Here is a 26,551-nt window from a genome sequence, read left to right on the forward strand (position 1 = left end):
CGATCGAATCGTTTCCATGGCCCTGCTTTCCATTCTTCAGTACCCCGACGCCCGGCTCCACACCGTGGCGCGCCCCGTAGCCGCGGTCGACGCGCGCATCCAGACGCTGGTCGCCGACATGCTGGAGACCATGTACGACGCCAAGGGCATCGGCCTGGCTGCCACGCAGATCGACGTGCACGAACGCGTGATCGTGATCGACGTGTCCGAGGAGCGCGACCAGCCCCTGGTGCTGATCAACCCCGAGGTCACCTGGTCCAGCGACGAGCGCGAGCTCAACGAGGAAGGTTGCCTGTCCGTCCCCGGCATCTACGATGGCGTGGAGCGCCCCTCGCGCGTCAAGGTCCAGGCGCTGGACGCCACGGGCCAGTCGCGCGAGATCGAGGCCGACGGCCTGCTCGCGATCTGCATCCAGCACGAGATGGACCACCTGCTGGGCAAGGTCTTCGTGCAGTACCTGTCGCCGCTCAAGCGCAACCGCATCAAGACCAAGATGCTCAAGGCGCAGCGCGAGACCGCGCGCGAGTCGGCCTGACCACCATGCTGTCGCGCGCATTCCTGTGGAGCGGGCTGGCCATGCTGGCGTTGCTGGCCGGCTGTGCCAGCGTGTCGCCCGGCATGAGCCGCGACGAGGTGCTGGCCGCCTGGGGCCAGCCGACGCGGAGCTTCGCGCTGGGCAATGGCGAGCGCCTGCAGTATTCGCAGCAGCCTTCGGGCCAGCAGGCTTTCATGGTCGACCTGGACGCCACCGGGCGTGTCGCGCAGGCCCGGCAGGTGCTGACCGTGCAGGACTTCGCGCGCATCGCGACCGATGGCTCGTGGTCGCGCGCCGATGTCGAGCGCGAGTTCGGTCCGGCGCCGGACCGCGAGCGCGTCGCCAGCTGGGACGGCCCCATCCTCACCTACCGCTGGCGCGATGCCGGTGTCGACCTGTTCTACTGGGTCTATCTCGACCAGGCCGGCATCGTGCGCAGGGCCCACCAGGGCATCGACTGGCGCAACATGCGGCAAGTCCGGCCTTGACCGGCGTCTTTCCTTTTTCCTGATTCAGAGCCCATGCGCATCGTGTTTGCGGGCACGCCCGATTTCGCCCGCGTGGCCCTGGCCGCACTCCATGCGGCGGGCTTCGAGATTCCCCTGGTCCTCACCCAGCCCGACCGGCCTGCCGGCCGCGGCATGAAGCTGCAGGCCTCGCCCGTCAAGCAGTGCGCGCTGGCGCATGGCTGGCCTGTCGCCCAGCCGCGCAGCCTGCGTCTCGATGGCAAATACCCCGACGATGCAGCCACTGCGCGTGAGGCGCTGCTGGCGGCCCGGCCCGACGCGATGGTGGTGGCCGCCTACGGGCTGATCCTGCCCCAGTGGGTGCTGGACCTGCCGCGCCTGGGCTGCCTGAACATCCACGCGAGCCTGCTGCCGCGCTGGCGCGGCGCTGCGCCCATCCACCGCGCCATCGAGGCTGGGGACGCGCAGACCGGCGTCACCATCATGCAGATGGACGCGGGCCTGGACACCGGCGACATGCTGCTGGCCGAGTCACTGGCCATTGGCGAAAACAGCACGGCGCAGCTGCACGACCGGCTCGCCGAGATGGGCGGCCGGCTGATCGTGGACGCACTGCGCCAGGCCGAAGCCGGCACGCTGCGTGCCCAGCCTCAGCCGGCCGACGGCGTGACCTACGCCCACAAGATCGAGAAGGCCGAGGCGCCCATCGACTGGTCGCAGCCCGCTGCGGCCATCGCGCGCCGCCTGCGTGCCTTCGACCCCTTCCCCGGCGCCACGGCCGTGCTGGATGGGGAGACGCTCAAGTGCTGGGCCGGCCAGGCCCAGGCCGGCGTCCCGCAAGCCGCGCCGGGCACGGTGCTGGCCGCCGGTACCGGCGGCATCGTGGTGGCGGCCGGCGACGGTGTGGTCACGTTGACCGAGCTGCAGCGCGCAGGCGGCAAGCGCATGACCGCTGCCGCGCTGCTGGCCGGCTTTGCGGTCGAACCCGGCCAGCGTTTCGCGTCCTGATGTTCCTGTCGTCCGAGATCCGGCGCCGCCCGGCGTTCCGCGAGGGCTGGCGCGAGATGGCGCCGGTGGCCCTGGGCATCGGCGCCTGGGGCCTCATGACGGGCGTGGCCATGCTCAAGTCTGGCCTCAGCGTGCCCGAGGCCGTGGCCATGACGCTCCTGGTCTACGCCGGCAGCTCGCAACTGGCGGCGTTGCCGCTGCTGGTGGCTGGCGCGCCGGGCTGGGTGATCCTGGCCACGGGCTTCTGCGTGAACCTGCGCTTCGTGGTGTTCAGCCTGCACCTGCGGCCCTACCTGCTGCACATGCCGCGCTGGCGCCGGCTGCTGCACGGCTACCTGACGGCCGACATGAGCTACGCCATGTTCACGCGCCGCTATGCGCAGCCCGGCACCACGCCGGCCGAGCGCGATGCGCAGGAGGCTTTCCTCACCGGCGGCTACTGCGTGACCTGGATGGCCTGGATGGGCATGAGCCTAGTCGGCATCGCGCTGGCCAACTTCATTCCCACGCACTGGGGCCTGGGCTTCGCCGGCGTGCTGAGCCTGGTGGCCATCGTGTGCTCCATGGCCACCACGCGGCTGCGCATCCTGGCCGCGCTGATCGCGGCCGCCACGGCGGTCGTCGCCTACGCACTGCCGCTCAAGCTCAACATCGTGGCCGGCATCGGCATGGCCGTGCTGGCCTGCTTCTGGCTGGAGAAGCAATTCGGCCTGAACCCCGACGAGGAGGACGCCAAGTGAACGACGGCGCCACCGACTTCTGGACGCTGGCCATCATCGTCGGCCTGGCCGGTGTGACCATGCTCACGCGCTGCTTCTTTTTCATCCTGGACCGGCCCTGGGGCCTGCCCGACTGGGCGCACCGTGCGCTGCACTACGCGCCGGTGGCCGCGCTCACGGCCGTGATTGCACCCGAGATCCTCATGAGCAACGGCGCCTTCGTCGCCACTTGGCAGGACGCGCGGCTGTACGCCACGGCCGTGGGCGCGGCCTGGTACTTCTGGCGCGGCGGCGTGCTGGGCACCATGCTGATCGGCATGGCGGTCTACCTGCCGCTGCACCTGGGGCTGGGCTGGTAGGGCTTCCTACAATGCGCGGCTGTTGTCCAACCTCCCCAGCCCACTCACCATGAACGTTCTCCGCTTCTCCGACCTGTGCGCGCAAGGCAAGGCCTCTGGCCAGCGCGTCTTCATCCGTGCCGACCTGAACGTGCCGCAGGACGACGCCGGCAACATCACCGAAGACACGCGGGTGCGCGCCTCCGTGCCCTGCATCCAGCTGGCGCTGGACGCGGGCGCCGCGGTGATGGTCACTTCGCACCTGGGCCGCCCGACCGAAGGCGCGTTCAAGCCCGAGGACTCGCTGGCCCCCGTCGCCAAGCGCCTCTCTGAATTGCTGGGCCGCGACGTGCCGCTGGTGGCCGACTGGGTCGATGGCGTGGCCGTGCAGCCCGGCCAGGTCGTGCTGTTGGAGAACTGCCGCGTCAACAAGGGCGAGAAGAAGAACGACGAAGCGCTGGCGAAGAAGCTCGCCGCGCTGTGCGACATCTATGTGAACGATGCCTTTGGCACCGCCCACCGCGCCGAGGCCACGACCTACGGCATCGCCCAGTTTGCCAAGATTGCCAGCGCCGGCCCGCTGCTGGCCGCGGAGATCGACGCCATCACCAAGGCCCTGGCATCGCCCAAACGCCCGCTGGTGGCCATCGTGGCCGGCTCCAAGGTCAGCACCAAGCTCACCATCCTGCAGGCCCTGGCCAAGAACGTGGACCAGCTCATCGTGGGTGGCGGCATCGCCAACACCTTCATGCTGGCCGCCGGCCTCAAGATCGGCAAGTCGCTGGCCGAGCCCGACCTGGTCGACCAGGCCAAGGCCGTCATCGCCGCCATGAGCGCGCGTGGCGCCGCCGTGCCGATCCCGGTGGACGTGGTCACGGCCAAGACCTTCGCTGCCGATGCAGCGGCCACCGTGAAGGCCGCCGATGAGGTGGCCGACGACGACCTGATCCTGGACATCGGCCCGAAGACCGCTGCCCAGCTGGCCGCGCAACTCAAGCAGGCCGGCACCATCGTCTGGAACGGCCCGGTCGGTGTGTTCGAGTTCGATGCGTTTGCCAACGGCACCAAGGTGCTGGCCGAGGCCATCGCGCAGAGCGAGGGCTTCTCGATCGCCGGCGGCGGCGACACGCTGGCGGCCATCGCCAAGTACGGCATCGAGAAGGACGTGGGCTACATCTCCACCGGCGGTGGCGCCTTCCTGGAAATCCTGGAAGGCAAGACGCTGCCGGCGCTGGAGATCCTCGAGAAGCGCGCAGCGGGCTGAAGCCCCACGCTCACTTGCGCGCCACGGCCCCCGACGCCACATGGCGTCGGAGTTCGGCCAGCAGCTTCTTGGCGCGCTTTTGATTGGCCGGGCCCATGCGCACCAGCATCTTCTGGCCGCTGGACAGGGCCTGCAGTTCGGGGTCGGCGAACTCATAGCGCACCCAGGGGCGCGGATCGGCGATCTCGCCCTTCACTTCGGTCAGTTGCACGCGCAGCGGCCCCTGCGGCTCGGGCGCCTGGAGCAGGTGGTCCAGCACCGCCACCAGCCGGTCGTTGAAATATCCCTTGGGATAGCCCAGCTCCGCGTAGGCCTGCTGGAACAGCGGGTACAGCGCGGCATAGAGCTGCACGGCGCGCTCCATTGGCACGGCCTCGGCGAACGACAGCAGCGGGCCGTAGCGGCCCGCGTTGCCCTGGGCGATGACCGCCGCCTCACCTTCGCCCTGCACCAGAAAGCGCTGCGGCGTGGGCTGCACCGGCCACAGCCGGGCCGTGGCGCTGGCACGCGGCAGGTTGTCCACGGTGGCGACCACGCGACGCACGAAGCCGTCGGTCTGCAGCAGCGCCTGCACCGGGCCACGGCCCAGCAGGTCGGTCAGCGCCTGGGTCACATGGGCATCGGCATCGGCCAAGTCTGGCAGCGGCGTGGGCGGCACGGCCTCGATCGGATGCTGCGGGCCGGAGGCCACGGCCGTCGGCGGTTCCACGGCGGGCGCGGGCTGCGCCGCGACGGGTTCAGGCGCCGGTGCCGGCGGTTCGGGCTTGCGCCCCTTGAACCACCAGGCGGCCGCGCCTGCCAGTGCCAGCGCCAAAAAAATGAGCAGCCAGGGCGGAGCACCTGTCTTGCGCGGCGGATGCAGGTCACGTGGGTCGGGTGCGGGCATGCGGTCTCCTTGGGTTCAGCCTTGTGATCCTCGCATGGCGCCGCCGTTCCCTGGCGCGCGTGAGTCCCTGGTGGCAGCCGTCGTGGCCGGTGATGCACAGCCAGCCGATCCCGAAAAACCAGCAGGTTCCGGCCTGGAGCGGCCCACCTTGCGGTGCGGCCGCAACGCAGCGGCCGGCCCCGTTCCCGCTCGGCAGCGGCCTGGTTTCCACGCGGTTACCGCGTGTGAGAATGCATCGGCACTCATCGCCCGCGCAGGCGCTGCGCGGGAATGATCCCAGCCCCAAGGAGACAAGATGGCCCTGAACCGACTGCCCCGCCACGCCACCAAGATCGTGGCCACACTGGGCCCCGCATCCAACACGCCCGAGCTGTTGGAGCAGATGATCATCCACAAGGTCAGCGTGGTGCGGCTGAATTTCAGCCACGGCACGGCGCAGGACCACATCGCGCGCGCCGCCATGGTGCGCGAGGCCGCGCGCAAGGCCGGTCGCGAGGTGGCCATCATGGCCGACCTGCAAGGCCCCAAGATCCGCGTCGGCAAGTTCGCCCAGGGCAAGGTGCTGCTGGTATCCGGCGAGAAGTTCGTGCTGGACGCCGCGCGCACCGAGGCCGGCGACATCGAGGGCGTGGGCCTGGACTACAAGGACCTGCCGCGCGACGTGAAGCCCGGCGACCGCCTGCTGCTCAACGACGGCCTGATCGTGCTGACGGTGGATGCCGTCAAGGGCGAGCAGGTGCACACCACCGTCAAGCTGGGCGGCGAACTGTCCAACAACAAGGGCATCAACAAGGAGGGCGGCGGCCTCACCGCGCCCGCGCTCACGGCCAAGGACATGGAGGACATCAAGACCGCCATGAGCTTCCAGGCCGACTACGTGGCCGTGAGCTTCCCCAAGAACGCCACCGACATGGAAATGGCGCGCCAGCTGTGCAACGTGGCGGCGGCCGAGTACGGCCACAAGCCCGGCATGATCGCCAAGATCGAACGCGCCGAGGCCATCCCCAAGCTCGAGGAGATCCTGCGCGCCAGCGACGGCATCATGGTCGCGCGTGGCGACCTGGCCGTCGAGGTGGGCAACGCCGCCGTGCCGGCGCTGCAGAAGAAGATGATCCGCATGGCACGCGACATGGACAAGGTGGCGATCACCGCCACGCAGATGATGGAGTCCATGATCACCAACCCCGTGCCCACGCGCGCCGAGGTGAGCGACGTGGCCAACGCCGTGCTGGACGGCACCGACGCCGTGATGCTCTCGGCCGAGACGGCATCGGGCCGCTACCCGCTGGAGACCGTGCAGGAGATGAGCCGCATCTGCGAAGCGGCCGAGGCCGCCGAGGACAAGCAGCTCGACGCCGATTTCAGCGGCCGCAACTACTCGCGCATCGACCAGTCCATCGCCATGGGCGCGCTGTTCACGGCGCACCATGTGGGCGCCAAGGCCATCGTGGCGCTGACGGAATCGGGCTCCACCATGCTGTGGATGAGCCGGCACCGTGCCCACATCGCCATGTACGCGCTGACCTCGCGCCTGGCCACGCAGCGCAAGCTGGCGCTGTACCGCAACGTGCGCCCTCTGCTGATGGACGTGCACACCGACCGCGACACCGCGCTCGAGCAGGCCGAGGCCCACCTCAAGAAGCGCGGCATCGTGCAGAGCGGCGACATCTATGCCATCACCTGCGGCGAGCCCATGGGCGCGCCGGGCGGCACCAACATGCTCAAGCTGTGCCGCGCGGCTTGAGCACCCCGCTCAATCGAAGCGGAACGAGACGCCGGTGATGAACATGGCGTCGGTCTTCTTCACGCCGATGCCCGGGTCGCTGTTGTAGCGCCAGCTCACGCCGGCCGTGAGGTTCATGTCCTGCGTCATCGCCACCGTGAGGTTGGTGTCGAAGCTGGCGCGGTACTCGCCGGTGTCGCGCAGATTGGGAAACACGGCCAGGCGCTGGCGCAGGCTGGTCGTGTCGGTCAGCTTGTGGTTGGACTCTTCGGCCAGCACCAATTCGAGCCGGCCATAGGTGTCGCGCAGTCCGCCGTCCACTTCCGTCGGTTCGTCGTAGCGGTCCCGGCTGTAGCCCAGGCCCCCGGACACATCGAAGTTGTTGCGCTCGTTGCGGATCAGGTGGTAGCCCACGCCGGACGCCACGGAGGTCCGGCTGGAGATGTTGGCCGGCTTGTCGCGCAAGGCATCGGCAGTGCCGAAGCCGAACCAGGTGGGTGTGAGGTCACGCGTGTACTGGGTGCCCAGCGCATAGCGTTCGGTATCGGTCGTGCCGTCGTTGCGCGCGTAGTTCGCCTGGCCGATGAAGGTCCATTTGTCGATGCTGCTGACGCGGGCCGCCTCGCCGGTCACGTTGACCGCGGTCGACTTGCTGTTGCCGGTCGACGCGTTGGCGCCGGCGGTCAGCAGGTAGCGCCACTGGTTGTCAGGCTTGAGCGTGACCTGCGCCGAGGCCATCAGTGGCGCGGCGAGCAGGGCGGCGATGGCAGTGGACGTGCGGAGACGGGTTTGTCCGAATTGCATGCGGGGTCCTCATAGGTGCTTGAAAAAAGATGGATTGAATCTGTCGATGGTGTGCCGGCCCGTCGGACAGTTCCTGCTTCGCGCGCTCCGTTCGCAGGCTTGGCGCTTGTCCTACAGGCTGGGCGGCGTACCGGCCTGCACCGATGTAGGCCTTCGCGTTGCAGCTTGTGCGCCTGAGCGGTTACGAGGTGGTTACGGCGAGGCGGCCAGCCCCCTACAATCGCGGGTTTGTCTCTAGCCGCGCATTGCGGCGTCGAACCTAGAAGGTGAACCAGTGAACCAGGAACAACTGAACAAAGTCTCCACCGGCAACGGTTTCATCGCTGCGCTGGACCAGAGCGGCGGCAGCACCCCGAAGGCACTCAAGCTGTACGGCGTCGAGGAATCGAGCTATAGCGGCGAAGCGGCCATGTTCGACCTGGTGCACGCCATGCGCAGCCGCATCGTCACCAGCCCGGCCTTCGACGGCCGCCGCGTGCTGGGCGCCATCCTGTTCGAGATGACGATGGACCGCCAGTTCGATGGCATGGACGCCGCGCAGTACCTGTGGGAGAAGAAGCAGGTCGTGCCCTTCCTGAAGGTCGACAAGGGCCTGGCCGACGAGGCCGATGGCGTGCAACTCATGAAGCCCATGCCCGAGCTGGATGCACTGGTGGCGCGTGCGGCCAAGAAGGGCATCTTCGGCACCAAGATGCGCTCGGTCGTCAACAGCGCCAACGCCAAGGGCATCGACGCCGTGCTGGACCAGCAGTTCGCGGTCGCCCTGCAGATCCTGAAGGGCGGCCTGATGCCCATCATCGAGCCCGAGGTCAACATCAAGGCCACCGACAAGAAGGAAGCCGAGGCCCTGCTGAAGGCTGGCTTCCTGAAGCGCCTGGATGCGCTGCCGGCCGGCACCAAGGTCATGCTCAAGCTGACCATCCCGACGGTGGACGGCTTCTACAGCGAACTGGTCAAGCATCCCAACGTCGTGCGCGTGGTGGCTCTGTCGGGCGGCTACAGCCGTGACGAGTCGAACGCCATGCTGGCGAAGAACCCCGGCGTCATCGCCAGCTTCAGCCGCGCGCTGACCGAAGGCCTGAGCGCCCAGCAGAGCGATGCCGAATTCAACAGCGCGCTGGACGCCGGCATCGAGTCGATCTACAAGGCGTCGATCGCCTGAGCCCGCGGGCACTTCCCCGAGGCCGCCTTGCGCGGCCTTTTTTGCGAGCGCAGCCTGGCGCGCAGGCGCGCCCGCGCTTCGTGCGAGCATGCCTTGTCAAGGGTTTGCACGCGCTGCGTTCAGGTCTCCAGGGCGCTGAGGGACAATCGGCGCTCTCGTTTTCCTGACCGCCTCCGGCTCCGACCATGACCTCCGCCCTGCACACCTCCAAGCTGACTTCCTTGCCGCTGCTGGCGCGCGGCAAGGTGCGCGACAACTACGCCGTCGGCACCGACCGCATCCTGATGCTGGCCAGCGACCGCATCAGCGCCTTCGATGTGATCATGGGCGAGCCCATCCCCGGCAAGGGCGCGCTGCTCACGCAGATGGCGCTGTACTGGTTCGACCAGCTCGGCCACCTGTGCCCCAACCACTTGACGGGTGAGTCGCCCGAGAGCGTGGTCGCGCCCGACGAGGTGGCCCAGGTGCAGGGCCGCGCCATGCTGGTCAAGCGCCTCAAGCCCATTCCGGTCGAGGCCGTGGTGCGCGGCTACCTGGCCGGCAGCGGCTGGAAGGAATACCAGGAAGGCCAGGCTGTCTGCGGCGTGCCGCTGCCGCCCGGCCTGAAGAACGCCAGCAAGCTGCCTGTGCCCATCTTCACACCGGCCGCCAAGGCCGAGGCCGGGGAGCACGACGAGAACATCACCTACGAGAAGGTCGTCGAGATCGTCGGCCCGCAACTGGCGGCGCAGATCAAGGACACCAGCATCCGCATCTACCAGGCCGCCTGCGAGATCGCGGCAGCCAAGGGCATCATCATTGCCGACACCAAGTTCGAGTTCGGCCTGGACGAGGCGGGCCAGCTGGTGCTGATGGACGAGGTGCTGACGCCGGACTCCTCGCGCTTCTGGCCTGCAGAGAGCTGGCAGGAGGGCAGCAACCCGCCCAGCTACGACAAGCAGTTCGTGCGTGACTGGCTGGAGTCGGTGCGCATCAACGGCAAGCCCTGGGACAAGACGCCACCGGCACCGCGCATGCCGCGCGAGGTCATCGAGAAGACGGCTGCCAAGTACCAGGAGGCCTGGCAGCGCCTGAACGGCTGAGCGCACGCGCGCCCCCGTGCTGCGGCCGCCCTCGGGCGGCCGTTTTTTTGTTGACGTGGGTCACGTCCGCCCCTAGCCTCTGCCCGTTCGATGGCCAACAACAAGGGCCTGCAGGGCCCGCGAGGAGACAACATGGGACTGAAGACCACGGTGGCCGCGTGCGCGGCCGTGTTCGGCGTGCTGGCGGGCAGCCTGGCCGGTGAGGCCAGGGCGGGCAGCGAGAGCGAGCGCGCCGACGCGCAATCCAGCCGCCACGACCAACATGGTGTGCGCCTGCGCGTGCTGTCCAGCGCGCCGCAATACGTCTCCGGCGGCGATGCGCGCATCGCGATCCACGCGCCGCGGGGCTTGCGCGGCCAGTTGGAACTGCGGCTCAACGGCCGGGCCGTGCATAGCGGGCTGCAGCCCACCGACGAGGGGCTGGAGGGCGTGGTCAGCGGCATGGTGCCCGGCCGCAACACGTTGGAATTGCGCCAGCGCAACGGCCAGCTGCACGAGCGCCTGGTGCTGACCAACTACCCCATCACCGGCCCGATGTTCACCGGCCCGCAGCAGACCCCGTTCGTCTGCACCACCACCCAGGGCGCCGTGGGGCGCCAGCCCCTGGTCGACAGCGCCATGCAGCCAGGCACGGTGGTGCGCGACGCCCAGGGCCAGCCCATCGGCTTCAGCCGCGATTGCTCGATCGACACCTTCGTGAGCTACCACTACCGCAACACGGCTGGCGCGCTGCAGCCGCTGGCGGCGGACGGCGGCCGGCCGGCGGACATGGCCCAAACCATCCTGGCCGACGGGCGCACGGTGGATTTCGTCGTACGCCGCGAGATCGGCAGCATCAACCGCTTTCTCTACAGCATCGCCATGCTGGCGCCGCTGCCCGGCGCCGACAGCGCGGCCCAGGCCGACACCAGCCGGTGGAACGGCAAGCTGTTGTACTGGTTCCAGGGCGGCGTGGCCATCGGCCACAGCCAGGGCACGGTGCACGGCGGCTCGATGAACCTGGATGTGCTGGGCCAGGGCTGGGCCATCGTGCATTCCAGCGGCAACAACACCGGCACCCACTACAACATGAACCTGGCCGGCGAGACGGCCATGATGACCAAGGAGCGTTTCGTCGAGCGCTATGGCGTGCCGCTCTACACCGTGGGCCTGGGCGGCTCGGGCGGCGCCATCCAGCAGTACCTGATTGCGCAGAACCACCCGGGCGTGCTGGACGGCCTGCTGCCCGTGCAGAGCTACCCCGACATGGTCACGCAGACCATCCATGTCGGCGACTGCGAGCTGCTGGAGCACTACATGGACGCGACCGACCGCGCCAACCCCAAGTGGCGCGTGACCAAGAACCGCAGCTGGCTGGTCGGCATGAACGCGGAGGAGGGCTTCCCCAAGGTCAACGACCCGCTGGCAGCGCTCAAGACCGCGCTCGGTTACAGCACGGCCGTGGGCAGCACCGAATGCGTGCCGGCCTGGCGCGGCCTCACGCCATTGACGATGAACCCGCTGTATGGCCAGGCGCCGAACCAGGACCAGTACCTGCCCCAGAGCGACATCGCGGCCATCCGCTGGACGCACTACGACGACCTGCGCAATGTCTACGGCGTGGACGCCAGCGGCGCCGCGCGCACGACCTGGGACAACGTAGGCGTGCAGTACGGCCTGAAGGCACTGCGCGCGGGCCAGATCACGCCGGCCGAGTTCCTGCACCTGAACTGGCACGTGGGCGGATGGAAGCAGCCCAGCGAGATGGTGCAGGAGGGCTTTCCGTTCTTCGGCACCGGTGCGGACGAGGTCAACAAGGCGCTGGGCGTGCCTGGCTATTTCGACCCCTGGAGCCGGCGCAACATGCGCCTGGGCACCGACGACACGCCCGCCCCGCGCACGGTGGGCGACGGGCGCGCCATGCGTGCGGCCTACACATCGGGCCATGTGTTCCAGGGCAAGCTCGACGTGCCGGCCATCGACCACCGACAGTACATGGAACGCGAACTGGACATGCACAACAGCCACCAGTCCTTCGCCGTGCGCCAGCGCGTGCGCGACCGCATGGGCGACGACGACCACCTGGTCGTGTGGTTCACCGACACCCAGCCTGGCCTGCCCAAGGCCAGCCAGTCGCTGCAGGCGCTGGCCGTGATGGACCGCTGGCTGGCCAATATCCGCCAGTACCCGCACCGCGGCATCGTGCGCAACAAGCCGGCCGAGGCGGTGGACGCCTGCTACGACAAGGAGGGCCGGCGCATGTCCGCGGGCGATGGCGTGTGGAACGGCATCCTCGACCGGCGCGCGCCCGGCAACTGCACGCAGGCCTTCCCGCTGTACGGCACGTCGCGCACCGTGGCCGGCGCGCCGCTGCAAGGGGGCGTCTACCGCTGCGCGCTCAAGCCGGTGGAACACGCCATTTGGGACGGCAGCTACGGCGCCTGGCGCCCGAACGCCCGCGAGGCGGCGCTGCTCAAACGCATCTTCCCGCAGGGCGTGTGCGACTACAGCCGGCCCGACCAGGCACGGCCCGGCGACGGCTGGCGCGACTGACGCAGGATCAGTTCAGCGCCATGCTGAGCTTGCGGCGGTAGTTGGAGACCAGCGCCGCCTGCGGGTCTTCCACCATCGCGGCCTTGCCGGTCAGCTCGATGCCGCCGGCGGTCTTGCCACCGGCCTCGGGGCCGGCCTTGGGCTTGGCCGGGCTCAGCAGTTCCAGGATGGCGACATAGGTCTTGCGCGGGGCCTCGTCTCCCCATTTCTTGTCGCGCATGATGATTTCGAGCAGCTCGTCCATCGCGCCGACGAAGTCGCTTCGCGCCAGCAGCACGCGGGCCTTGGCCAGGCGCAGGTCGAAGTCGCGCTTGTTCTGGGCGATGCCGGCGTCGAACTGCTCGACGCTCCAGTCCTGGCGCGGATCGGCCGCCACCGCTTCCAAGGCTGCACGCCAGTTGGCCAGCGCCTCGAAGCGCAGGTGCACGGGGATCTGCACCAGCGCCGGCTGCAGCGCCGCGCCGGCGTCGTCCAGGTGGCCAGCGCCGATCAAGAGCTTCACATAGTCGTAGCGCGCATCGTCGTTGGCCGGGTTGATGGCCAGCGCCTCCTGCAGCTTGAGGAGGGCGGCGTCGGTGTCGCCCGAGGCCAGCAGCTCCTGCGCGGCCTCGGCATCGTCGGCACTGGCCAGTTCTTCCTCGGCGGGTACGTGCTTGTCCAGGAACTCGCGGATCTGCGATTCGGGCACGGCGCCCACAAAGCCGTCTACCGGCTGGCCGCCCGAGAACATCACGCAGAACGGGATGCTGCGCACGCCGAACATCTGGCTCAGCTGCTGCGCGATCTGCGGCACCTTGTCGGCGTCCAGCTTGGCCAGCAGGAAGCGGCCTTCGTAGTCGCGCTCCAGCTTTTCGAGCACCGGGCCGAGCTGCTTGCACGGGCCGCACCACTCGGCCCAGATGTCCAGCAGCACGGGCTGGTTGGCGGATGCTTCGATGAGATCGGCCTGGAAATTGTCGAGAGTGATGTCAATCATCGGGAGCACCTGGGGGTGAAAAGTAAAATTGCGACATGAGCGCAGTACAAATCGGAATCGTCATGGGGTCCAGCAGCGACTGGGACACCATGCAACATGCGGTGGGGATTCTCCAGCAATTCGCAATTGCGCACGAAGCACGCGTGGTCTCGGCCCACCGCATGCCGGACGACATGTTCGCCTACGCCGAGGCCGCCGCCGGCCGCGGGCTCAAGGCCATCATCGCCGGCGCTGGCGGCGCGGCGCACCTGCCCGGCATGCTGGCCGCCAAGACCACGGTGCCCGTGCTCGGCGTGCCGGTGGCCAGCAAGCACTTGCAGGGTGTGGATTCGCTGCACAGCATCGTGCAGATGCCTAAGGGCATCCCGGTCGCCACCTTTGCGATCGGCGTGGCGGGCGCAGCCAACGCGGCGCTGTTCGCCGTCGCCATGCTGGCCAATGAAAGCCCGGAACTGCGCGCGAAGCTCGAGTCCTTCCGCGCCGAACAGACCGCCGCCGCGCGCGCCATGGCGCTGCCGCCGGCCACCGCATGACGCAGCTTCCTCTGTTGCCCGGCGCCACGTTGGGCGTCATGGGCGGCGGCCAACTGGGCCGCATGTTCGTGCACGCGGCCCAGAGCATGGGCTACTTCACCGCCGTGCTCGACCCGGACGCATCCAGCCCCGCGGGCCGCGTGAGCCACCACCATGTACAGGCCGACTACCTGGACGCGCAAGGCCTGGCCGAGCTGGCGCGGCTGTGCGACGCGGTCACCACCGAATTCGAGAACGTGCCCGCGCCTGCGCTGGCGCAACTGGCCACGCGGCTGCCCGTGACGCCGGCCGCCGAGGCCGTGGCCATCGCGCAGGACCGCACCAGCGAGAAGGCGCACTTCACGCGCCTGGGCGTCCCCTGCGCGCCCTACGCCGTGATCGACAGCGATGCCGATGTGGCGCAGGTGCCTGACAGCCTGCTGCCCGGCATCCTCAAGACCGCCCGGCTGGGCTACGACGGCAAGGGCCAGGTCCGCGTGAAGACGCGCGCGGAACTCGCCGCCGGCTGGGCGCAATTGCAGCGTGCCACCTGCGTGCTCGAGCAGATGCTGCCGCTGGCCGCCGAGTGCTCGGTCATCGTCGCGCGTGGCCGCGACGGGCAGATGGTGCACTTCCCCGTGCAGCACAACCTGCACCGCGACGGAATCCTGGCCGTGACCACCGTGCATGACGACGTGCTGCCCGCGGCCCAGTCCGCGCAGGCCGTCGCCGCCGCGCGTGCCATCGCCGAGGGCCTGGCCTACGTCGGCGTGCTGTGCGTGGAGTTCTTCGTGCTGCAGGACGGCCGCCTGGTCGTCAACGAGATCGCGCCGCGCCCGCACAACAGCGGCCACTACAGCCTGAACGCCTGCGACGTCTCGCAGTTCGAGCTGCAGGTGCGCACGCTCACCGGCTTGCCGCTCGTCGCGCCGCGCCAGCACAGCCCGACCATCATGCTGAACCTGCTGGGCGAGCTGTGGTTCGACGCGAACGGCGTGCGCAGCAGCACCAGCGACACACCCGTCGCGCCCCCCTGGGACCAGGTGCTGGCGCTGCCCGGCGCGCACCTGCACCTGTACGGCAAGCTCAAGGCCGCGCGCGCGCGCAAGATGGGCCACCTGAACATCACCGGCGCGACGGTGGAGACCGTACGTGCCACGGCGCTGCAGGCCGCCGCGCTGCTCGGCATCGCGGCGTTCTGACGATGATCCTGGACGCGAACGTCCCAGGCGCCATTGACCGCGCCGCGCAGGTGCTCGCCGATGGCGAGCTGCTGGGCCTGCCCACCGAAACCGTCTACGGCCTGGCGGCCGATGCCGGCAGCGATGCCGCCGTGGCCAAGATCTTCGCAGCCAAGGGCCGGCCCAGTGACCACCCGCTGATCGTGCACGTGGCGCCCGGCGTTGCCGGCGCGGTGCCGGCTGCTGTGGCGCGTTTCGCCGACGCCGTTCCGGCCTGGGCCGAGGCGCTCATGCGCAGTTTCTGGCCCGGCCCGTTGACGCTGATCGTGCCGCGCCGTGCCGGCGTCGGTGCCGCCGCGGCGGGCGGGCAGGACTCCATCGGCCTGCGCTGCCCGTCCCACCCCGTCGCGCAGGCCGTGTTGCAGGCCGCCGCGGCGTTGGGCGTGCATGGCGTGGCCGCGCCCAGCGCCAACCAGTTCGGCCGCGTGAGCCCGACCACGGCCGCGCATGTGGCCTCCGAGTTCGGTGACGGCCTGCTGGTGCTGGACGGCGGGCCCTGTGTCGTCGGCATCGAGTCCACCATCGTCGACTGCACGCGCGGCGTGCCCGTGCTGCTGCGCCCCGGCGGCATCGCGCGCGACCGCATCGAGCAGGTCAGCGGCCTGCCGCTGCGCGGCAAGGACGAGCTGGCGGCCGACCCGCGCGCCTCGGGCACCCTGGCCTCGCACTACGCGCCGCGCGCCAGCGTGCGGCTGATGGCGGCGCCCGCCTTGCAGACCGCCGTGGACCTGCTCGACACCGAGCTGGCCCAGGCGCCCGGCGGCCCGCCCGCCGTGGCCGTCTATGCGCGCAGCGCGCTGCGCAGCCGCTCGGCCCGCATCGTCCAGCGGCGCATGCCCGGCGACGCCGCCGCCGCCGCGCAACAGCTGTTCGCGGTGCTGCGCGAGCTGGACGGCCTGGGCGTGCGGCTGATCTGGGTGGAGACGCCGCCCGACACCCATGCCTGGGAAGGCGTTCGTGACCGCTTGCAACGCGCAGCGGCCGAATGAGGCCGCACCTTACACTCGCCCCCAACCCCCAATCTGGAGAGACTGATGAGTCGATTTACGTTACGGCGTGCCGTGGCCGCGGCAGCCCTGTGTGCAAGCGTGGTCTTGCTGGCTGCCTGTGGCTCCAGCAGCACGGAGTCCGCCCTCACGCCGTCGCGGCTGATCGCGTTCGGCGACGGCTTTTCTGACGTGGGCCAGAGCGCCACCAACAACAAATACACGGTCAACGACGCCACCACGAACCACTGGCTGCAGCAGGTCGCGGCACGTTTCGAGCGCCCGATCGCCGCATCGTCCACCAGTGGCGGGCTCGGCTATGCGCGCCTCGGTGCGCGCATCGCGGGCAAGCCGAGCGTGACCGACGATGCCGCGACCTTGACGGTGACCGAGCAGATCGACGCCTTCATCGCCGGCGGCGGCACCTTCGGTGCCAACGACCTGATCTTCATCAGCGGTGGCATGACCGACGCAGTGTTCCAGGCCAAGGCCGTCCTGGCCGGCACGCAGACGGCGGCTGTTGCCGAGACCAATGCGCGTGCGGCGGGTACTGCGCTGGCCGAGCTGGCAAAGCGCGTGGTCGATGCGGGTGCCAAGCAGGTCGTGGTCGTGGGGTCTGTCAACCTGGGCATCACGCCCTGGGGCCAGGCATCGGGGCAGTACGACGCGATGGAGGCGATCAGCCGCGGTGTCAACGACGCCTTCCTGATCGGCGCTGTGGACCGTAACCTGGGCAGCAACGTGCTGTACGTCGACGCGGCGTATTACTTCAATCTGCTGGCCAATGATCCGGGCAACTTCAACATGGACAATTCACGCGTGGTGGCCTGCACCTCGGTGAATCCCGGGGTCGGGATCGGCATCGGTGTCGGGCAGGTCGACTCGTCCCTGTGCACCCCGTCGACCATCGTGGCGGGCGTGAACTACACCCGCTACATGTTTGCAGACGCGCTCTACACCGCGCCCACCGCACAGCGGCAATTCGGTGACTACGCCTACGACCGCATTCGCAATCGCTGGTAAGCCCTGAACAGCCCCCATGACAAAGAGCCCCGCGGGGCTCTTTGTCGTTGGGTCGACCGGTCGGATCAGTCCCAGCCCTTGGCGGCCAGCGCCTTCAGCGTCATGTCGCGTAGCAGGCTGTGGCCGAACGGGGTGGGGTGGACCTCGTCGGCGAACAGGTAGTGGGAGGTGTCGCCGGCGACCAGCGTGCTGGTGGTGCAGATCAGCGAGGGGGCCAGGAAGCCCGGCGCGTTCGGGAACTGGTTGTTGCAGGCCGGATCGGTGGTGTTGGTCAGGCCATAGCGCGCCGGGTTGGCGTGGTGGTCGGTGTTTTCGGCGTACAGGTTGACCTGCACCACCGTGTCGGCCGTGCCGTCCAGGCCGGCAGCCAGCGCCTGGTTGAAGGCCAGCGTCATCGCGTCGGCCAGCTGCGCGGCGCCCGGGGCATTCGACTCGGCGCGGGCGGTGGCGGGCGTCTTGCTGATGTTGGGCAGGTTCAGCACCGCCACGCGCGTCGCCCCCTTGGCGACGATCTGCGTCTTGATCAGTGCCGCCAGTTCGGCGCCGGCCTGGGCCAGCGCCGCAACGGACTGGGGTCCAGCCGTCTGCAGCACCTGCGTCGCGGCGGCCCGGGCGGCTTCCTGCGCGGCAGCCCCGGCCTGCTCGGGTGTCGCGCCACTTTGCAGGGCCTGCGCAAACGCCGCGTCGGCGGCCTGCGTGCCGGCCGTCTCGACCGCCACGGCCACAGCGTCCGCTGCCACGAACACGTCGTTGGCACCAGCCAGCACCGTCACCAGTTCCTTGCCGCTGAAGCGGCCGTTGTGGGCGGCCAGGTGGCGGGCGATCTGGTCGACGACCGGCGAGGTCAGCTGGCCGAGCTGGCCCATGAACCGGGCGTCGTCGTTCGGCAGTTGCAACAGCGCAGCGTTCCAGGGGCCGATTGGGTCGGTGACGCGCGAGCCACCTTGCCCGTAGGCCGAGCAGGCGGGGTGGTTCGCCACGGCGCCGGCCAGGCTGGCGAACTGGCCGCTGGCGAGCAGGCCGGTCTGCGCCGCGCACAGCGTCGGCAGCGCCAACTTGGCGGCCAATTGCTCGACCCAGACGCCGTCGGCCATGCCGTTGACCGTGTATTTGCCGCCCCCCAGCGCCGCGATGCCGGGCGTGCGGTAGCTGCCCACGTCGCTCAGGCTGTCGCCGAACGAGACCAGTTCGGTGTAGCGCGCGCCGTCGCCGTCGCCGCCGCACGATGCCAGCGCGACCGAGGCCAGGACGGCCAGCCAGGATTTCTTCAATTGCATGGGGAGCCTTTCTTTTGCATTAATAGTGCACAAAAATTTGAGAAAATTATTGCAGATAACGACATGTATACGATCGATCCGTCAAGAATTTCGCTACAAAGTGACTGAAACAACACAGCGAATTTACAAGCGATGCGCTCTATATGTTCTAATTTGTAACATATCCATGCGCAATTTTGTGGAAAAAGTCGCACTAATAGCTTCCCGGGCAGCGACCGAGGTTTTGATTCGGCCTGGTGGCATGGCGAATGGGCGGCCAGCGCCGCCATGCGTCTGCCGGCAGTGCGGAGGCCTGGCCCGGCCGGTTCAGCGGTCGTCGACCGCCCACTCCAGCAGAGCGTCCAGGGCGGGGCGCGCTGCCGGCGCGTTGGCGTGGTTCACGATGCCCACCACCACGTAGCGCCGGCCGCTGCGGCCCGTGGCGTAACCGGCGACCGAAGCCACGTCGCGCAGCGAGCCCGTCTTGAGCCAGGCGTTGCCGACCACGTGGACCAGGCCGCGCTCGCGCATGCGCTCGGTGGTGCCGTCCACGCCGGCCAAGGAGAGTGACTGCAAGTAAGCGTCTGCTTCTGCGTGTTGCCCCGCCAGCTGCAGCATCCTGCCCAGGGCGGCCGGCGTGATGCGTTCATCGCGGCTGAGGCCGGCACCGTTTTCCAGCAGGGGCGCGGGCGTCGCCGCACCGACGAAACGGCGCCACCATGCGGTGATCGCGTCGCGGCCGTCGGCCATGCGCGCCGGCACATGGCGCTGCGCGGCCAAGGTCAGGACCAGTTGCTGGGCCATGACGTTGTTGCTGCGCTTGTTCACATCGGCGATCACCTCGGCCAGCGGCAACGATGGCGCGCCCATCAACAAGCGGGCCCGGGCCGGCGGGCGCCCTTCGCGCACCGTGCCGTCCACCTGCCCGCCCGCCACCCGGAACAGCGCCAGCAGCGCGCGGCTGGCGTAGCTGGCCGGGTCGATGTAGGCCACGGCCCATTCGCGCTCGCCGCAGCGGGCCGGGTAGCGGCCCAGGAAGCGCGCCTGCGCCGGGTCGGAGAAATCGGCCTGCAGCGCGGCGCGCCAGTCGCCGCAGGCCTGGTCCGGCGCCAGCGGCACCTGGGCATCGACGGTGACGCCGGCCAGCGGCGGCTCGCTGGTGACCAGCACCGTGTGGCCCTCGGTCTGCGGCGTGAAGCGCAGGATCAGGGCCTTGAAGTTCACGAGCAGGCCGTCCGGCGCGACGTTGTAGGGGCGCAGCGGCTCGTTGTCGAAGGCGGCCGGGTCGTGCGCCGGCACGTCGAAGATGCTGTGGTCCAGCACCATGTCGCCGCGCACGCGCCGCACGCCCAGGGCTTGCAGCTGACGGAAGGCCGCGTCGATGCGCTCGAGCACGAGCTTCGGGTCGCCGCCGCCCTGGATATACAGGTTGCCGTTCAGCGTGCCGTCCAGCACCGGGCCGTCGGCGTAGAAGCGCGTCGTCCAGGTGTAGCCACTGCCCAGCGTGTCCAGCGCCGCCAGGGTGGTGACCATCTTCATGACCGAGGCCGGGTTCATGGCTTCGTCGGCGCGGTGGCGCAGGCGCGCGGCATCGCCGTGCAGCGGCAGCACCAGCATGGCCACGGCATCGCGCGGCACGCGGGCCCGCGCCAGCGCGGTGGCCACGCCGGCCGGCAGTGGCTGGTCGGCCCCAGCCGGCGCGGCCAGTGCAGGGCCGATGCCCGAGGCGGCCCACAGACCCGCCAGAAGACACAGGCGACGGAACAGGCGTGGTGGCGGCATGGCGCGCGAGTCTACTGCCGGGCCTGGCGCGGCCCCGCCGATAATCCGCCCCATGCGCAAGGGCCTGGACGATCTGAAACTGCTGGCTTTCGACACCAGCACCGAGACGCTGTCGGTGGCGGTGGCGCACGGTGGCCGCGTGCTGGCGCGCAGCGAGCCGGGCGGCGCCCGCGCATCGACCGCCTTGCTGCCGGCCATCCTGGAGCTGCTGGCGCAGTCGGGCCTGGCGCTGGCGCAGCTGGACGCCATCGCCTTCGGCTGCGGCCCGGGCTCGTTCACGGGCCTGCGCACCGCCTGTTCCGTGGCGCAGGGCCTGGCGTTCGGCACCCAGGCGCAGCGTACCGGTGGCGTGCCGGTGTTGCCGGTCGACACGCTGTTGGCCGTGGCGGAACAAGCGCGCCAGCAGGCGGGCGCCTGCCAGGTCGTGGCCGCGCTCGATGCGCGCATGGACGAGGTCTACACCGGCCGCTACATCCATGCCGATGGGCTCTGGCAGCGCGACGGCGAATTCGCGTTGCAGGCACCCGAGGCCGTGCGGGTGCCCGACGGCTGGGCGCTGGCGGGCAACGCCGGCGCGGTGTACGGCGTGCGGCTGGCCGCATCGCCCGGCATCGCGGCCCTGCCGGCCGCCGAGGCCATGCTGCACCTGGCCCCGCAGCTGCTCGCAGCCGGCCAGGCCGTGGCGGCGCACCTGGCCCTGCCGCTGTACATCCGCGACAAGGTCGCCAAGACCACCGCCGAGCGCCTGGCCGAACGGGCGGCAGCGGCATGAGCGCAGTGCCCGATGCGACCCAGGAAGCGCGCTTCGAGCCGCTGACGGTGGGCTGGCTGCCCGCCGTGACCGCCGTCGAGCAGACGGCCTACACGCATCCGTGGACGCTGCGCAACTTCCGCGACGCGCTGGACGCGGGCTACCAGGCCCAGGTGCTGGTGGCCGGCGAAGCGCTGCTCGGCTACTTCATCGCCATGAAGGGCGTGGACGAAGTGCACCTGCTCAACATCACGGTCGCGCCTGCCCACCAACGCCAGGGCTGGGCCCGCGTCATGCTGGACGCGCTGGCGCTGTGGTCGCGCGGCCAGCACGCGCAATGGCTGTGGCTCGAGGTGCGCTCCAGCAACCTGCGCGCGTTCCAGATCTACGCCGCACACGGGTTCCGGCGCGTGGGCCTGCGCAAGGCCTACTACCCCGACACCGCCTTCAAGCGTGAAGACGCGATCGTGATGAGCCTGCAGCTGTGAGGATGGATTAAGCCGATGGCCTTGCAACTGGACGCGCGACAACGCGCGATGCTTGAGGAAATGCACGTGCGCGTGTGGTGGCCGCAAGAGGCGCCGGCGCCACAGGCCGCGGCCGAACCGGCACCCGCGCCGACCGTGGTGCCGCCGGCCGCGCCGGTTGCAGCACCGGCCGTCGCCGAGCCACCGCCTGCCAGGCCAGCCGTTCGCGCACCCGCGCCCAGCCCGGCCCCTGCCGCCTGGGCCGACGCCGTGGCCACCACCGCGCAGGACGTCCGCGCCGCCGCCATTGCCGGCATGGACTGGCCCGCGCTGCAGCAGGCCGTGGCTGGCTGCCAGGCCTGCAAGCTGTGTGGCACCCGCAGGAACACCGTGTTCGGCGTCGGCCCCACGCTGGCCGACGCCGCCGCGCCGCCGCGCGTGGACTGGCTCATCGTGGGCGAGGCGCCCGGCGAGCAGGAAGACCTGCGCGGCGAGCCCTTCGTCGGCCAGGCCGGCAAGCTGCTGGACAACATGCTGCGTGCCGTGCACGTCAGCCGGCACGGCGAGGCGGCAGAACCGCAGCGCGCGGCCTTCATCGTCAATGTGCTCAAGTGCCGCCCGCCCGGCAACCGCAACCCCGAGCTGGACGAGGTGGCCCAGTGCGAGCCCTTCCTCAAGCGCCAGATCGCGCTGCTGCAGCCGAAGATCATCCTGGCGGTGGGCCGCTTCGCCGTGCAGTCGCTGCTGGCCGCCAGCGTGCCCGACGTGCAGACCACGCCGCTGGGCCGGCTGCGCGGCAAGGTCTACCGCTACGAGGGCGTGCCTGTGGTCGTGAGCTACCACCCGGCCTATCTGCTGCGCAGCCTGCCCGAGAAGGCCAAGGCCTGGGCCGACCTGTGCCTGGCCAAGGAGACGCTCAAGGCGTCGTGACCGGCCGCTGCGGCCACAGCACCGAGGCGATGGCCAGCACCATCAGCCCCATGGCCGCCCAGTCCTGCCAGTGCAGCGCCTCGCCCAGCCACCAGGCACCGCTGAACACGCCCAGGATGGGGATCAGCATCACCGACAGCGACGAGGCCACCGGCGGCAACGCGCGCGCCAGCGTGAACCACACGACCTGCGCCACGGCAAAGATCAACAGGCCGTTGTAGAGGATCGCGCCCCAGACCGGCGGCGTGGGCGCTGCCCAGCGCGCGTGCTCGAAGGTGGCGCTCAACGCCGTCATGATGAGCATGCTCATGGCCGTCATCCAGAACACGATGGTGGGCGTGGGCACGGGAATCGTGTGGCGCCGCATCTTCTGCGTGCCCACAGCCCAGGTGGCGGCGCCCGCCAACGCCAGCAGCACCCCGACCGGCCGGCCCGCCATGTTGCTGAGCTCGTGCCACAGCAGCAACAGCACGCCCAGCGCCGCCGCCGCCACGCCACCCCAGGCACGCGCGCGCAGCCGTTCGCCGAAAAACAGCGCGCCGATCACGGCCGAGAAGATCGGCATCGAATAGCCCAGGATGGCGGCGCGCCCGCTGGACAGCGCCTGCACCGCCAGCACCATCAGCGCATGCCAGACGAACATGTTGGTCACGCCCAGCCAGAACAGCGCGCCCCAGTATGGGCGCGGCACGCGCAAGGGGATGCGCAGCGCCAGCAGCCCCAGGCCCAGCAGCGGCGTGCCGATCCACAGCGACAGCGCGCGAAAGGTCAGCGGCGGGTAGCCCGTCACGCCCACCTTCATCACCGGCCAGTTCAGGCCCCAGACGATGGTGAGCGCCACCAGCATCAGCACTTGTCGCGTGGTCAGGGCCTGCATGGGCGGCGATGGTAGTCGGCGGGACCGCGTTCGTAGAATCGCCCGCATGACTTTTCTCGAGATGCTGCAGGACGCGGAGACGCGCAATGGTTCCATGCTGTGCGTCGGCCTGGACCCGGACCCGGCCCGCTTCCCTGCCGGCCTGCGCGGCGACGCGGCCCGCATCCACGACTTCTGCGCCGCCATCGTCGACGCCACGGCCGACCTGGCCATCGCCTTCAAGCCGCAGATCGCCTACTTCGCCGCGCACCGCGCCGAGGCCCAGCTCGAACGCCTGATCGCCCACATCCGCCGCGCCGCGCCGCACGTGCCCGTGATCCTGGACGCCAAGCGCGGCGACATCGGCTCCACGGCCGAGCAGTACGCCATCGAGGCCTTCGAGCGCTACGGCGCCGACGCGGTCACGCTGTCGCCCTTCATGGGCTTCGACTCGGTCGAGCCCTACCTGCGCCACCACGGAAAGGGCGCCTTTTTGCTGTGCCGCACCTCCAACCCCGGCGGCGACGATCTGCAGAACCAGCGCCTGGCCTCGGTGGACGGTGCGCCGCTGCTCTACGAGCATGTGGCGCGGCTGGCCCAGGGCCCGTGGAACCGCAACGGCCAGCTGGGGCTGGTCGTCGGCGCCACGTACCCGGCCGAGCTGGAGCGCGTGCGGGCCTTGGCGCCCACGCTGCCGCTGCTCATCCCCGGCGTGGGCGCGCAGGGCGGCGATGCCGAGGCCACGGTGCGGGCCGCCTGGCGCGGGCAGGGCGGGCAGACCACCGGCCCGGCCGTGGTCAGTTCATCGCGCGCCATCCTGTACGCCTCGTCGGGCGACGACTATGCGCAGGCCGCGCGGGCCGAGGCCCAGCGCACGCGCGACGTGCTGCACGCCGCGCGCCTTTAGAGCCAGCGGAACACCAGCGGCATCAGCAACGATGCCAGCACCACCTGCAGCCCGAGCGCCAGGCCCGCATAAGCCCCGGCATCCGCGTCCACCTGCATCGCCCGCGCCGCGCCAATGCCATGGGCGGCCGTGCCCAGCGCGAAGCCGCGCGCGCGCCAGCCTGCCGGGTCGCGCGCGATGCGCAGCAGGTCGAACAGGTACTTGCCGCTCAGCGCGCCGATCAGCCCCGTCAGCACCGCGAACACGGCCGCCAGCGCCGGGATGCCGCCGATGGCCTGGGCCACGCCCATCGCCACCGGCGCGGTGACCGACTTGGGCGCCAACGACAGCACCACGTCGGCCGGCAGCTGGAGCGCATGGCCCAGCGCCACGGCCGTAGCGCTGGCCGCCGCGCCGCCAGCCAGCGCTGCGAGCAGCAGCCGGCCCCAGCGCGCGCGCAGTTCCGCACGCCGCTGCCACAGCGGCCAGGCCAGCGCCACGACGGCCGGGCCCAGCAGGAAGTGGATGAACTGCGCACCGGCGAAGTAGGTGGGGTAGGGCACGCCCGTGGCCAGCAGCACGGCGGCGATCGTGAGCACGCTCCACAACACAGGATTGGCCCATGGGGCCTGGCGCAAGCGCGCATAGACGGCCTGGGCCAGCACGTAGACCACCAGCGTGGCCGTGAGGCCGAACAGCGGCGTGGCAGAAAGATAGACCCAGAGCTCGACGAACTGCGCCATGTCAGTCCTTCTTGCCGGGGCGCAGTACCAGCACTGTGACCACAATGCCGACCCAGGTCGACAGCACGATCACGACGAGCATGCGCAGCCCGAATTCGGCCAGCAGACCCAGGTGCGTGATCACCCCCACGCCCACCGGCACGAACAGCAGCGACAGATGGCCCAGCAGGAAGTCGGCGCAGGCCGCCACCGGCGTGCGCACGGCTTCCCAGCGCAGCGCGACGAGCAGCAGCACCATGCCGACCACGGGGCCGGGGAAGGGCAGCGAGAAGCCACGTGCCAGCAGTTCGCCCAGCGATTGCAGGGCGAGCAGCCAGGCGAGTCCGCGCAGGGCGATCATGGGCTTTCAAACCATGTTGGCAGGGGCACGCCGCCAGAGCCGATCACCATGGGCCTGGCCTGCGGGAACGCGTTGCGGAACGCGTCGAGACCGGACGGGTTGCCGCGTGGGCGGCCGCTCTTGACCTCCAGTGCGAACAGGGCTTGGGCATCGGGCAACACATAGTCCACCTCCTTGCCAGATTCATGCCAGTAGTGCAACGCGGGGTGCGTGCTGCTGTGCGTGAGCCGGCGCGCGAGCAGTTCGGCGCCTACCGCGCTCTCGACCATGCGGCCCCACAGCTCGGGCGTGGCGCGCAGCTGCGCGAAGCCCCAGCCGTCGGACACGGCCAGGGCCCCCATCAGCGCCGTGTTGAAGACCTGCAGCTTGGGGCTGGAGGCCCGCTGGCGCACGGCCTGGCCGGCGTACTTCTGCAGGCCGCAGACCATGCCCGCGCCTTCCAGCAGCTCCAGGTAGTGCGCCAGCGTGGTGGTGTTGCCGGCATCGGCCAGCTGGCCCATCATCTTCTGGTAGCTCAGCATCTGACCGCTGTAGCGGCAGGCCAGGTCGAAGACGCGGCGCAGCAGGGCGGGCTTTTGCACCGGGGCCATCAGCAGCACGTCTTTGCTGATAGTGGTCTCGATGAGCGCGTCGCGCACGTAGGTGGCCCAGCGCGTCTCGTCGTGCACCAGCGGCGCGGCGCCGGGGTAGCCGCCATAGAAGATGAACTGCTCCAGCGTGAAGTCGAAGGCCTCGCGCATCTCGGTGTAGCGCCAGTGGCCCATGCGCGTGATCTCGAAGCGGCCGGCCATGCTCTCCGTCAGTCCGCGCGCGATCAGCAGCGGGGCCGAGCCCAGCACCACGGCGCGCACGTCGCGGCCGGCGGCAGTGTCTTCGTCCCACAGGCGCTTGACCTCCTCGGTCCAGCCGGGCAGCTTCTGCGCCTCGTCGAGCACCAGCACACAGGCGCCTGTCTGCGCGGCCAGCGCGCGGGCCGTCTCCCATTGGGCGGACAGCCAGCTCGTGCCCTGCAGGCCGGGGCTGTCGGCGCTGACGCTGTGCTGGGCGATGCGGTCGCTGGCCAATGCTGCCAGCGCTTGCCGTACCAGCGTGGTCTTGCCCACCTGGCGCGGGCCGGCCACGACTTGCAGAAAGCGGCGTGGCTCGCGCAGGCGTTCGATGAAAGAGGGGAGTGCAGCGCGCTGGATTTGCTGGGGCATTCTGGAATTACTCAATCCACTGAGATCATTTACTCAATGGACTGAGGTATCTTACTCAATGGATTGAGTAGTTCAAATTCGAG

General features: G+C 69.8%; 27 protein-coding genes. 18 read left to right on the forward strand and 9 right to left on the reverse strand.

Annotation, left to right across the window (positions count from 1 at the left end; translation table 11 throughout):
* The first annotated feature begins 16 nt into the window (after positions 1 to 16).
* From def to ASF43_RS25545, 6 genes are read left to right on the forward strand one after another with little or no spacing between them, the layout of a single operon-like run.
* A complete protein-coding gene (gene def, locus ASF43_RS25520; RefSeq protein ID WP_056187690.1) occupies positions 17 to 535 on the forward strand; it encodes a peptide deformylase in 519 nt (172 codons plus the stop codon).
* Positions 536 to 540: 5 nt separating this feature from the next.
* Positions 541 to 1,023, forward strand: coding sequence for a hypothetical protein (locus ASF43_RS25525; protein ID WP_056187693.1), 483 nt, complete (start codon positions 541 to 543; stop codon positions 1,021 to 1,023).
* 33 nt (positions 1,024 to 1,056) lie between these two features.
* Positions 1,057 to 2,010, forward strand: a complete 954-nt coding sequence (fmt, locus tag ASF43_RS25530; protein ID WP_056187696.1) for a methionyl-tRNA formyltransferase — start codon at positions 1,057 to 1,059, stop codon at positions 2,008 to 2,010.
* Positions 2,010 to 2,750 carry an AzlC family ABC transporter permease gene (locus ASF43_RS25535; protein WP_056187698.1) on the forward strand — a complete coding sequence of 247 codons (741 nt, stop codon included), beginning with the start codon at positions 2,010 to 2,012 and terminating at the stop codon, positions 2,748 to 2,750. The genes fmt and ASF43_RS25535 overlap by 1 nt, the downstream gene beginning before the upstream one ends.
* A complete protein-coding gene (locus ASF43_RS25540; protein ID WP_082498173.1) occupies positions 2,747 to 3,088 on the forward strand; it encodes an AzlD domain-containing protein in 342 nt (113 codons plus the stop codon). The genes ASF43_RS25535 and ASF43_RS25540 overlap by 4 nt, the downstream gene beginning before the upstream one ends.
* A 49-nt stretch (positions 3,089 to 3,137) precedes the next feature.
* Positions 3,138 to 4,331: a phosphoglycerate kinase gene (locus tag ASF43_RS25545; RefSeq protein ID WP_056187702.1), complete on the forward strand. Its 1,194-nt coding sequence runs from the start codon at positions 3,138 to 3,140 to the stop codon at positions 4,329 to 4,331.
* Between the two features lie 10 nt (positions 4,332 to 4,341).
* Here the strand turns inward: ASF43_RS25545 and ASF43_RS25550 are convergent, their stop codons facing one another.
* Positions 4,342 to 5,217: a DUF3014 domain-containing protein gene (locus ASF43_RS25550; RefSeq protein WP_056187704.1), complete on the reverse strand. Its 876-nt coding sequence runs from the start codon at positions 5,215 to 5,217 to the stop codon at positions 4,342 to 4,344.
* 295 nt (positions 5,218 to 5,512) lie between these two features.
* Between ASF43_RS25550 and pyk the strand changes: the two genes are divergently transcribed.
* Entirely contained in the window at positions 5,513 to 6,961 is a 1,449-nt protein-coding gene (gene pyk / locus ASF43_RS25555) for a pyruvate kinase (RefSeq protein ID WP_056187706.1), read from the forward strand.
* 9 nt (positions 6,962 to 6,970) lie between these two features.
* Here pyk and ASF43_RS25560 read toward each other — a convergent pair whose 3' ends face one another.
* On the reverse strand, positions 6,971 to 7,744 hold the full coding sequence (locus tag ASF43_RS25560) for a YdiY family protein (RefSeq protein WP_056187708.1): 774 nt from the start codon (positions 7,742 to 7,744) through the stop codon (positions 6,971 to 6,973).
* A gap of 274 nt (positions 7,745 to 8,018) precedes the next feature.
* On the opposite strand from ASF43_RS25560, the gene ASF43_RS25565 reads away from it, so the two are divergent.
* The 3 genes from ASF43_RS25565 (at position 8,019) to ASF43_RS25575 (ending at position 12,520) form a co-directional block, all read left to right on the forward strand.
* Positions 8,019 to 8,906 carry a fructose bisphosphate aldolase gene (locus ASF43_RS25565; protein WP_056187711.1) on the forward strand — a complete coding sequence of 296 codons (888 nt, stop codon included), beginning with the start codon at positions 8,019 to 8,021 and terminating at the stop codon, positions 8,904 to 8,906.
* A gap of 185 nt (positions 8,907 to 9,091) precedes the next feature.
* Complete coding sequence (locus ASF43_RS25570; RefSeq protein ID WP_056187714.1) at positions 9,092 to 9,988, forward strand: phosphoribosylaminoimidazolesuccinocarboxamide synthase; 897 nt, start codon at positions 9,092 to 9,094, stop codon at positions 9,986 to 9,988.
* A gap of 132 nt (positions 9,989 to 10,120) precedes the next feature.
* Positions 10,121 to 12,520 carry a DUF6351 family protein gene (locus ASF43_RS25575; RefSeq protein WP_082498201.1) on the forward strand — a complete coding sequence of 800 codons (2,400 nt, stop codon included), beginning with the start codon at positions 10,121 to 10,123 and terminating at the stop codon, positions 12,518 to 12,520.
* Positions 12,521 to 12,527: 7 nt separating this feature from the next.
* Here ASF43_RS25575 and ASF43_RS25580 read toward each other — a convergent pair whose 3' ends face one another.
* Positions 12,528 to 13,496 (reverse strand): tetratricopeptide repeat protein, encoded by a 969-nt coding sequence (locus tag ASF43_RS25580; RefSeq protein WP_056187717.1) that lies wholly within the window; start codon positions 13,494 to 13,496, stop codon positions 12,528 to 12,530.
* 35 nt (positions 13,497 to 13,531) lie between these two features.
* On the opposite strand from ASF43_RS25580, the gene purE reads away from it, so the two are divergent.
* Genes purE through ASF43_RS25600 form a run of 4 tightly spaced genes read left to right on the forward strand, consistent with a single transcriptional unit; the run spans position 13,532 to position 17,258 of the window.
* Positions 13,532 to 14,029 (forward strand): 5-(carboxyamino)imidazole ribonucleotide mutase, encoded by a 498-nt coding sequence (gene purE, locus ASF43_RS25585; protein ID WP_056187720.1) that lies wholly within the window; start codon positions 13,532 to 13,534, stop codon positions 14,027 to 14,029.
* Positions 14,026 to 15,210, forward strand: coding sequence for a 5-(carboxyamino)imidazole ribonucleotide synthase (locus ASF43_RS25590; RefSeq protein WP_056187722.1), 1,185 nt, complete (start codon positions 14,026 to 14,028; stop codon positions 15,208 to 15,210). The genes purE and ASF43_RS25590 overlap by 4 nt, the downstream gene beginning before the upstream one ends.
* 2 nt (positions 15,211 to 15,212) lie before the next feature.
* Positions 15,213 to 16,238: an L-threonylcarbamoyladenylate synthase gene (locus ASF43_RS25595; protein ID WP_056187726.1), complete on the forward strand. Its 1,026-nt coding sequence runs from the start codon at positions 15,213 to 15,215 to the stop codon at positions 16,236 to 16,238.
* A 45-nt stretch (positions 16,239 to 16,283) separates the two neighbouring features.
* Positions 16,284 to 17,258: an SGNH/GDSL hydrolase family protein gene (locus ASF43_RS25600; protein WP_056187728.1), complete on the forward strand. Its 975-nt coding sequence runs from the start codon at positions 16,284 to 16,286 to the stop codon at positions 17,256 to 17,258.
* Positions 17,259 to 17,323: 65 nt separating this feature from the next.
* Here ASF43_RS25600 and ASF43_RS25605 read toward each other — a convergent pair whose 3' ends face one another.
* Positions 17,324 to 18,535: an SGNH/GDSL hydrolase family protein gene (locus ASF43_RS25605; protein ID WP_056187731.1), complete on the reverse strand. Its 1,212-nt coding sequence runs from the start codon at positions 18,533 to 18,535 to the stop codon at positions 17,324 to 17,326.
* A gap of 306 nt (positions 18,536 to 18,841) precedes the next feature.
* Entirely contained in the window at positions 18,842 to 20,296 is a 1,455-nt protein-coding gene (gene dacB / locus ASF43_RS25610) for a D-alanyl-D-alanine carboxypeptidase/D-alanyl-D-alanine-endopeptidase (RefSeq protein ID WP_082498174.1), read from the reverse strand.
* A gap of 73 nt (positions 20,297 to 20,369) precedes the next feature.
* Between dacB and tsaB the strand changes: the two genes are divergently transcribed.
* Genes tsaB through ASF43_RS25625 form a run of 3 tightly spaced genes read left to right on the forward strand, consistent with a single transcriptional unit; the run spans position 20,370 to position 22,444 of the window.
* Complete coding sequence (gene tsaB / locus ASF43_RS25615) at positions 20,370 to 21,068, forward strand: tRNA (adenosine(37)-N6)-threonylcarbamoyltransferase complex dimerization subunit type 1 TsaB (protein WP_056188549.1); 699 nt, start codon at positions 20,370 to 20,372, stop codon at positions 21,066 to 21,068.
* Positions 21,065 to 21,535, forward strand: coding sequence for a ribosomal protein S18-alanine N-acetyltransferase (gene rimI, locus ASF43_RS25620; RefSeq protein ID WP_056187734.1), 471 nt, complete (start codon positions 21,065 to 21,067; stop codon positions 21,533 to 21,535). Before tsaB ends, rimI begins: the two co-directional genes overlap by 4 nt.
* Before the next feature lie 15 nt (positions 21,536 to 21,550).
* On the forward strand, positions 21,551 to 22,444 hold the full coding sequence (locus tag ASF43_RS25625; RefSeq protein WP_056187735.1) for a uracil-DNA glycosylase family protein: 894 nt from the start codon (positions 21,551 to 21,553) through the stop codon (positions 22,442 to 22,444).
* Here the strand turns inward: ASF43_RS25625 and ASF43_RS25630 are convergent.
* Entirely contained in the window at positions 22,431 to 23,321 is an 891-nt protein-coding gene (locus ASF43_RS25630; protein WP_056187738.1) for a DMT family transporter, read from the reverse strand. The two genes, ASF43_RS25625 and ASF43_RS25630, sit on opposite strands and share 14 nt — an antisense overlap.
* Before the next feature lie 46 nt (positions 23,322 to 23,367).
* Here ASF43_RS25630 and pyrF point away from each other — a divergent pair, with 46 nt between their 5' ends.
* Positions 23,368 to 24,207 carry an orotidine-5'-phosphate decarboxylase gene (pyrF, locus tag ASF43_RS25635; protein WP_056187741.1) on the forward strand — a complete coding sequence of 280 codons (840 nt, stop codon included), beginning with the start codon at positions 23,368 to 23,370 and terminating at the stop codon, positions 24,205 to 24,207.
* On the opposite strand, the gene ASF43_RS25640 is transcribed toward pyrF, so the two are convergent.
* Genes ASF43_RS25640 through ASF43_RS25650 form a run of 3 tightly spaced genes read right to left on the reverse strand, consistent with a single transcriptional unit; the run spans position 24,204 to position 26,468 of the window.
* Positions 24,204 to 24,929 carry an LrgB family protein gene (locus ASF43_RS25640; protein ID WP_056187744.1) on the reverse strand — a complete coding sequence of 242 codons (726 nt, stop codon included), beginning with the start codon at positions 24,927 to 24,929 and terminating at the stop codon, positions 24,204 to 24,206. The two genes, pyrF and ASF43_RS25640, sit on opposite strands and share 4 nt — an antisense overlap.
* Before the next feature lies 1 nt (position 24,930).
* Positions 24,931 to 25,269, reverse strand: a complete 339-nt coding sequence (locus ASF43_RS25645) for a CidA/LrgA family protein (RefSeq protein WP_056187747.1) — start codon at positions 25,267 to 25,269, stop codon at positions 24,931 to 24,933.
* The gene (locus ASF43_RS25650) at positions 25,266 to 26,468 is read right to left on the reverse strand and encodes an ATP-binding protein (RefSeq protein WP_056187749.1); all 1,203 of its coding nucleotides are present in this window, start codon (positions 26,466 to 26,468) and stop codon (positions 25,266 to 25,268) included. The genes ASF43_RS25645 and ASF43_RS25650 overlap by 4 nt, the downstream gene beginning before the upstream one ends.
* Between the last annotated feature and the right edge of the window lie 83 nt (positions 26,469 to 26,551).

The sequence above is a fragment of the Pseudorhodoferax sp. Leaf267 genome, assembly GCF_001422405.1.
Taxonomy (GTDB): Bacteria; Pseudomonadota; Gammaproteobacteria; order Burkholderiales; family Burkholderiaceae_C; genus Pseudorhodoferax.

What these genes read in the sequence shown, in the direction of transcription:
- def (WP_056187690.1), top strand. Translation starts at nt 17, where the DNA reads ATGGCCCTGCTTTCCATTCTTCAGTACCCCGACGCCCGGCTCCACACC.
- ASF43_RS25525 (WP_056187693.1), top strand. Translation starts at nt 541, where the DNA reads ATGCTGTCGCGCGCATTCCTGTGGAGCGGGCTGGCCATGCTGGCGTTG.
- fmt (WP_056187696.1), top strand. Translation starts at nt 1,057, where the DNA reads ATGCGCATCGTGTTTGCGGGCACGCCCGATTTCGCCCGCGTGGCCCTG.
- ASF43_RS25535 (WP_056187698.1), top strand. Translation starts at nt 2,010, where the DNA reads ATGTTCCTGTCGTCCGAGATCCGGCGCCGCCCGGCGTTCCGCGAGGGC.
- ASF43_RS25545 (WP_056187702.1), top strand. Translation starts at nt 3,138, where the DNA reads ATGAACGTTCTCCGCTTCTCCGACCTGTGCGCGCAAGGCAAGGCCTCT.
- ASF43_RS25550 (WP_056187704.1), bottom strand. Translation starts at nt 5,217, where the DNA reads ATGCCCGCACCCGACCCACGTGACCTGCATCCGCCGCGCAAGACAGGT.
- pyk (WP_056187706.1), top strand. Translation starts at nt 5,513, where the DNA reads ATGGCCCTGAACCGACTGCCCCGCCACGCCACCAAGATCGTGGCCACA.
- ASF43_RS25560 (WP_056187708.1), bottom strand. Translation starts at nt 7,744, where the DNA reads ATGCAATTCGGACAAACCCGTCTCCGCACGTCCACTGCCATCGCCGCC.
- ASF43_RS25570 (WP_056187714.1), top strand. Translation starts at nt 9,092, where the DNA reads ATGACCTCCGCCCTGCACACCTCCAAGCTGACTTCCTTGCCGCTGCTG.
- ASF43_RS25575 (WP_082498201.1), top strand. Translation starts at nt 10,121, where the DNA reads ATGGGACTGAAGACCACGGTGGCCGCGTGCGCGGCCGTGTTCGGCGTG.
- ASF43_RS25580 (WP_056187717.1), bottom strand. Translation starts at nt 13,496, where the DNA reads ATGATTGACATCACTCTCGACAATTTCCAGGCCGATCTCATCGAAGCA.
- purE (WP_056187720.1), top strand. Translation starts at nt 13,532, where the DNA reads ATGAGCGCAGTACAAATCGGAATCGTCATGGGGTCCAGCAGCGACTGG.
- ASF43_RS25590 (WP_056187722.1), top strand. Translation starts at nt 14,026, where the DNA reads ATGACGCAGCTTCCTCTGTTGCCCGGCGCCACGTTGGGCGTCATGGGC.
- ASF43_RS25595 (WP_056187726.1), top strand. Translation starts at nt 15,213, where the DNA reads ATGATCCTGGACGCGAACGTCCCAGGCGCCATTGACCGCGCCGCGCAG.
- ASF43_RS25600 (WP_056187728.1), top strand. Translation starts at nt 16,284, where the DNA reads ATGAGTCGATTTACGTTACGGCGTGCCGTGGCCGCGGCAGCCCTGTGT.
- ASF43_RS25605 (WP_056187731.1), bottom strand. Translation starts at nt 18,535, where the DNA reads ATGCAATTGAAGAAATCCTGGCTGGCCGTCCTGGCCTCGGTCGCGCTG.
- dacB (WP_082498174.1), bottom strand. Translation starts at nt 20,296, where the DNA reads ATGCCGCCACCACGCCTGTTCCGTCGCCTGTGTCTTCTGGCGGGTCTG.
- rimI (WP_056187734.1), top strand. Translation starts at nt 21,065, where the DNA reads ATGAGCGCAGTGCCCGATGCGACCCAGGAAGCGCGCTTCGAGCCGCTG.
- ASF43_RS25625 (WP_056187735.1), top strand. Translation starts at nt 21,551, where the DNA reads ATGGCCTTGCAACTGGACGCGCGACAACGCGCGATGCTTGAGGAAATG.
- ASF43_RS25630 (WP_056187738.1), bottom strand. Translation starts at nt 23,321, where the DNA reads ATGCAGGCCCTGACCACGCGACAAGTGCTGATGCTGGTGGCGCTCACC.
- pyrF (WP_056187741.1), top strand. Translation starts at nt 23,368, where the DNA reads ATGACTTTTCTCGAGATGCTGCAGGACGCGGAGACGCGCAATGGTTCC.
- ASF43_RS25640 (WP_056187744.1), bottom strand. Translation starts at nt 24,929, where the DNA reads ATGGCGCAGTTCGTCGAGCTCTGGGTCTATCTTTCTGCCACGCCGCTG.
- ASF43_RS25645 (WP_056187747.1), bottom strand. Translation starts at nt 25,269, where the DNA reads ATGATCGCCCTGCGCGGACTCGCCTGGCTGCTCGCCCTGCAATCGCTG.
- ASF43_RS25650 (WP_056187749.1), bottom strand. Translation starts at nt 26,468, where the DNA reads ATGCCCCAGCAAATCCAGCGCGCTGCACTCCCCTCTTTCATCGAACGC.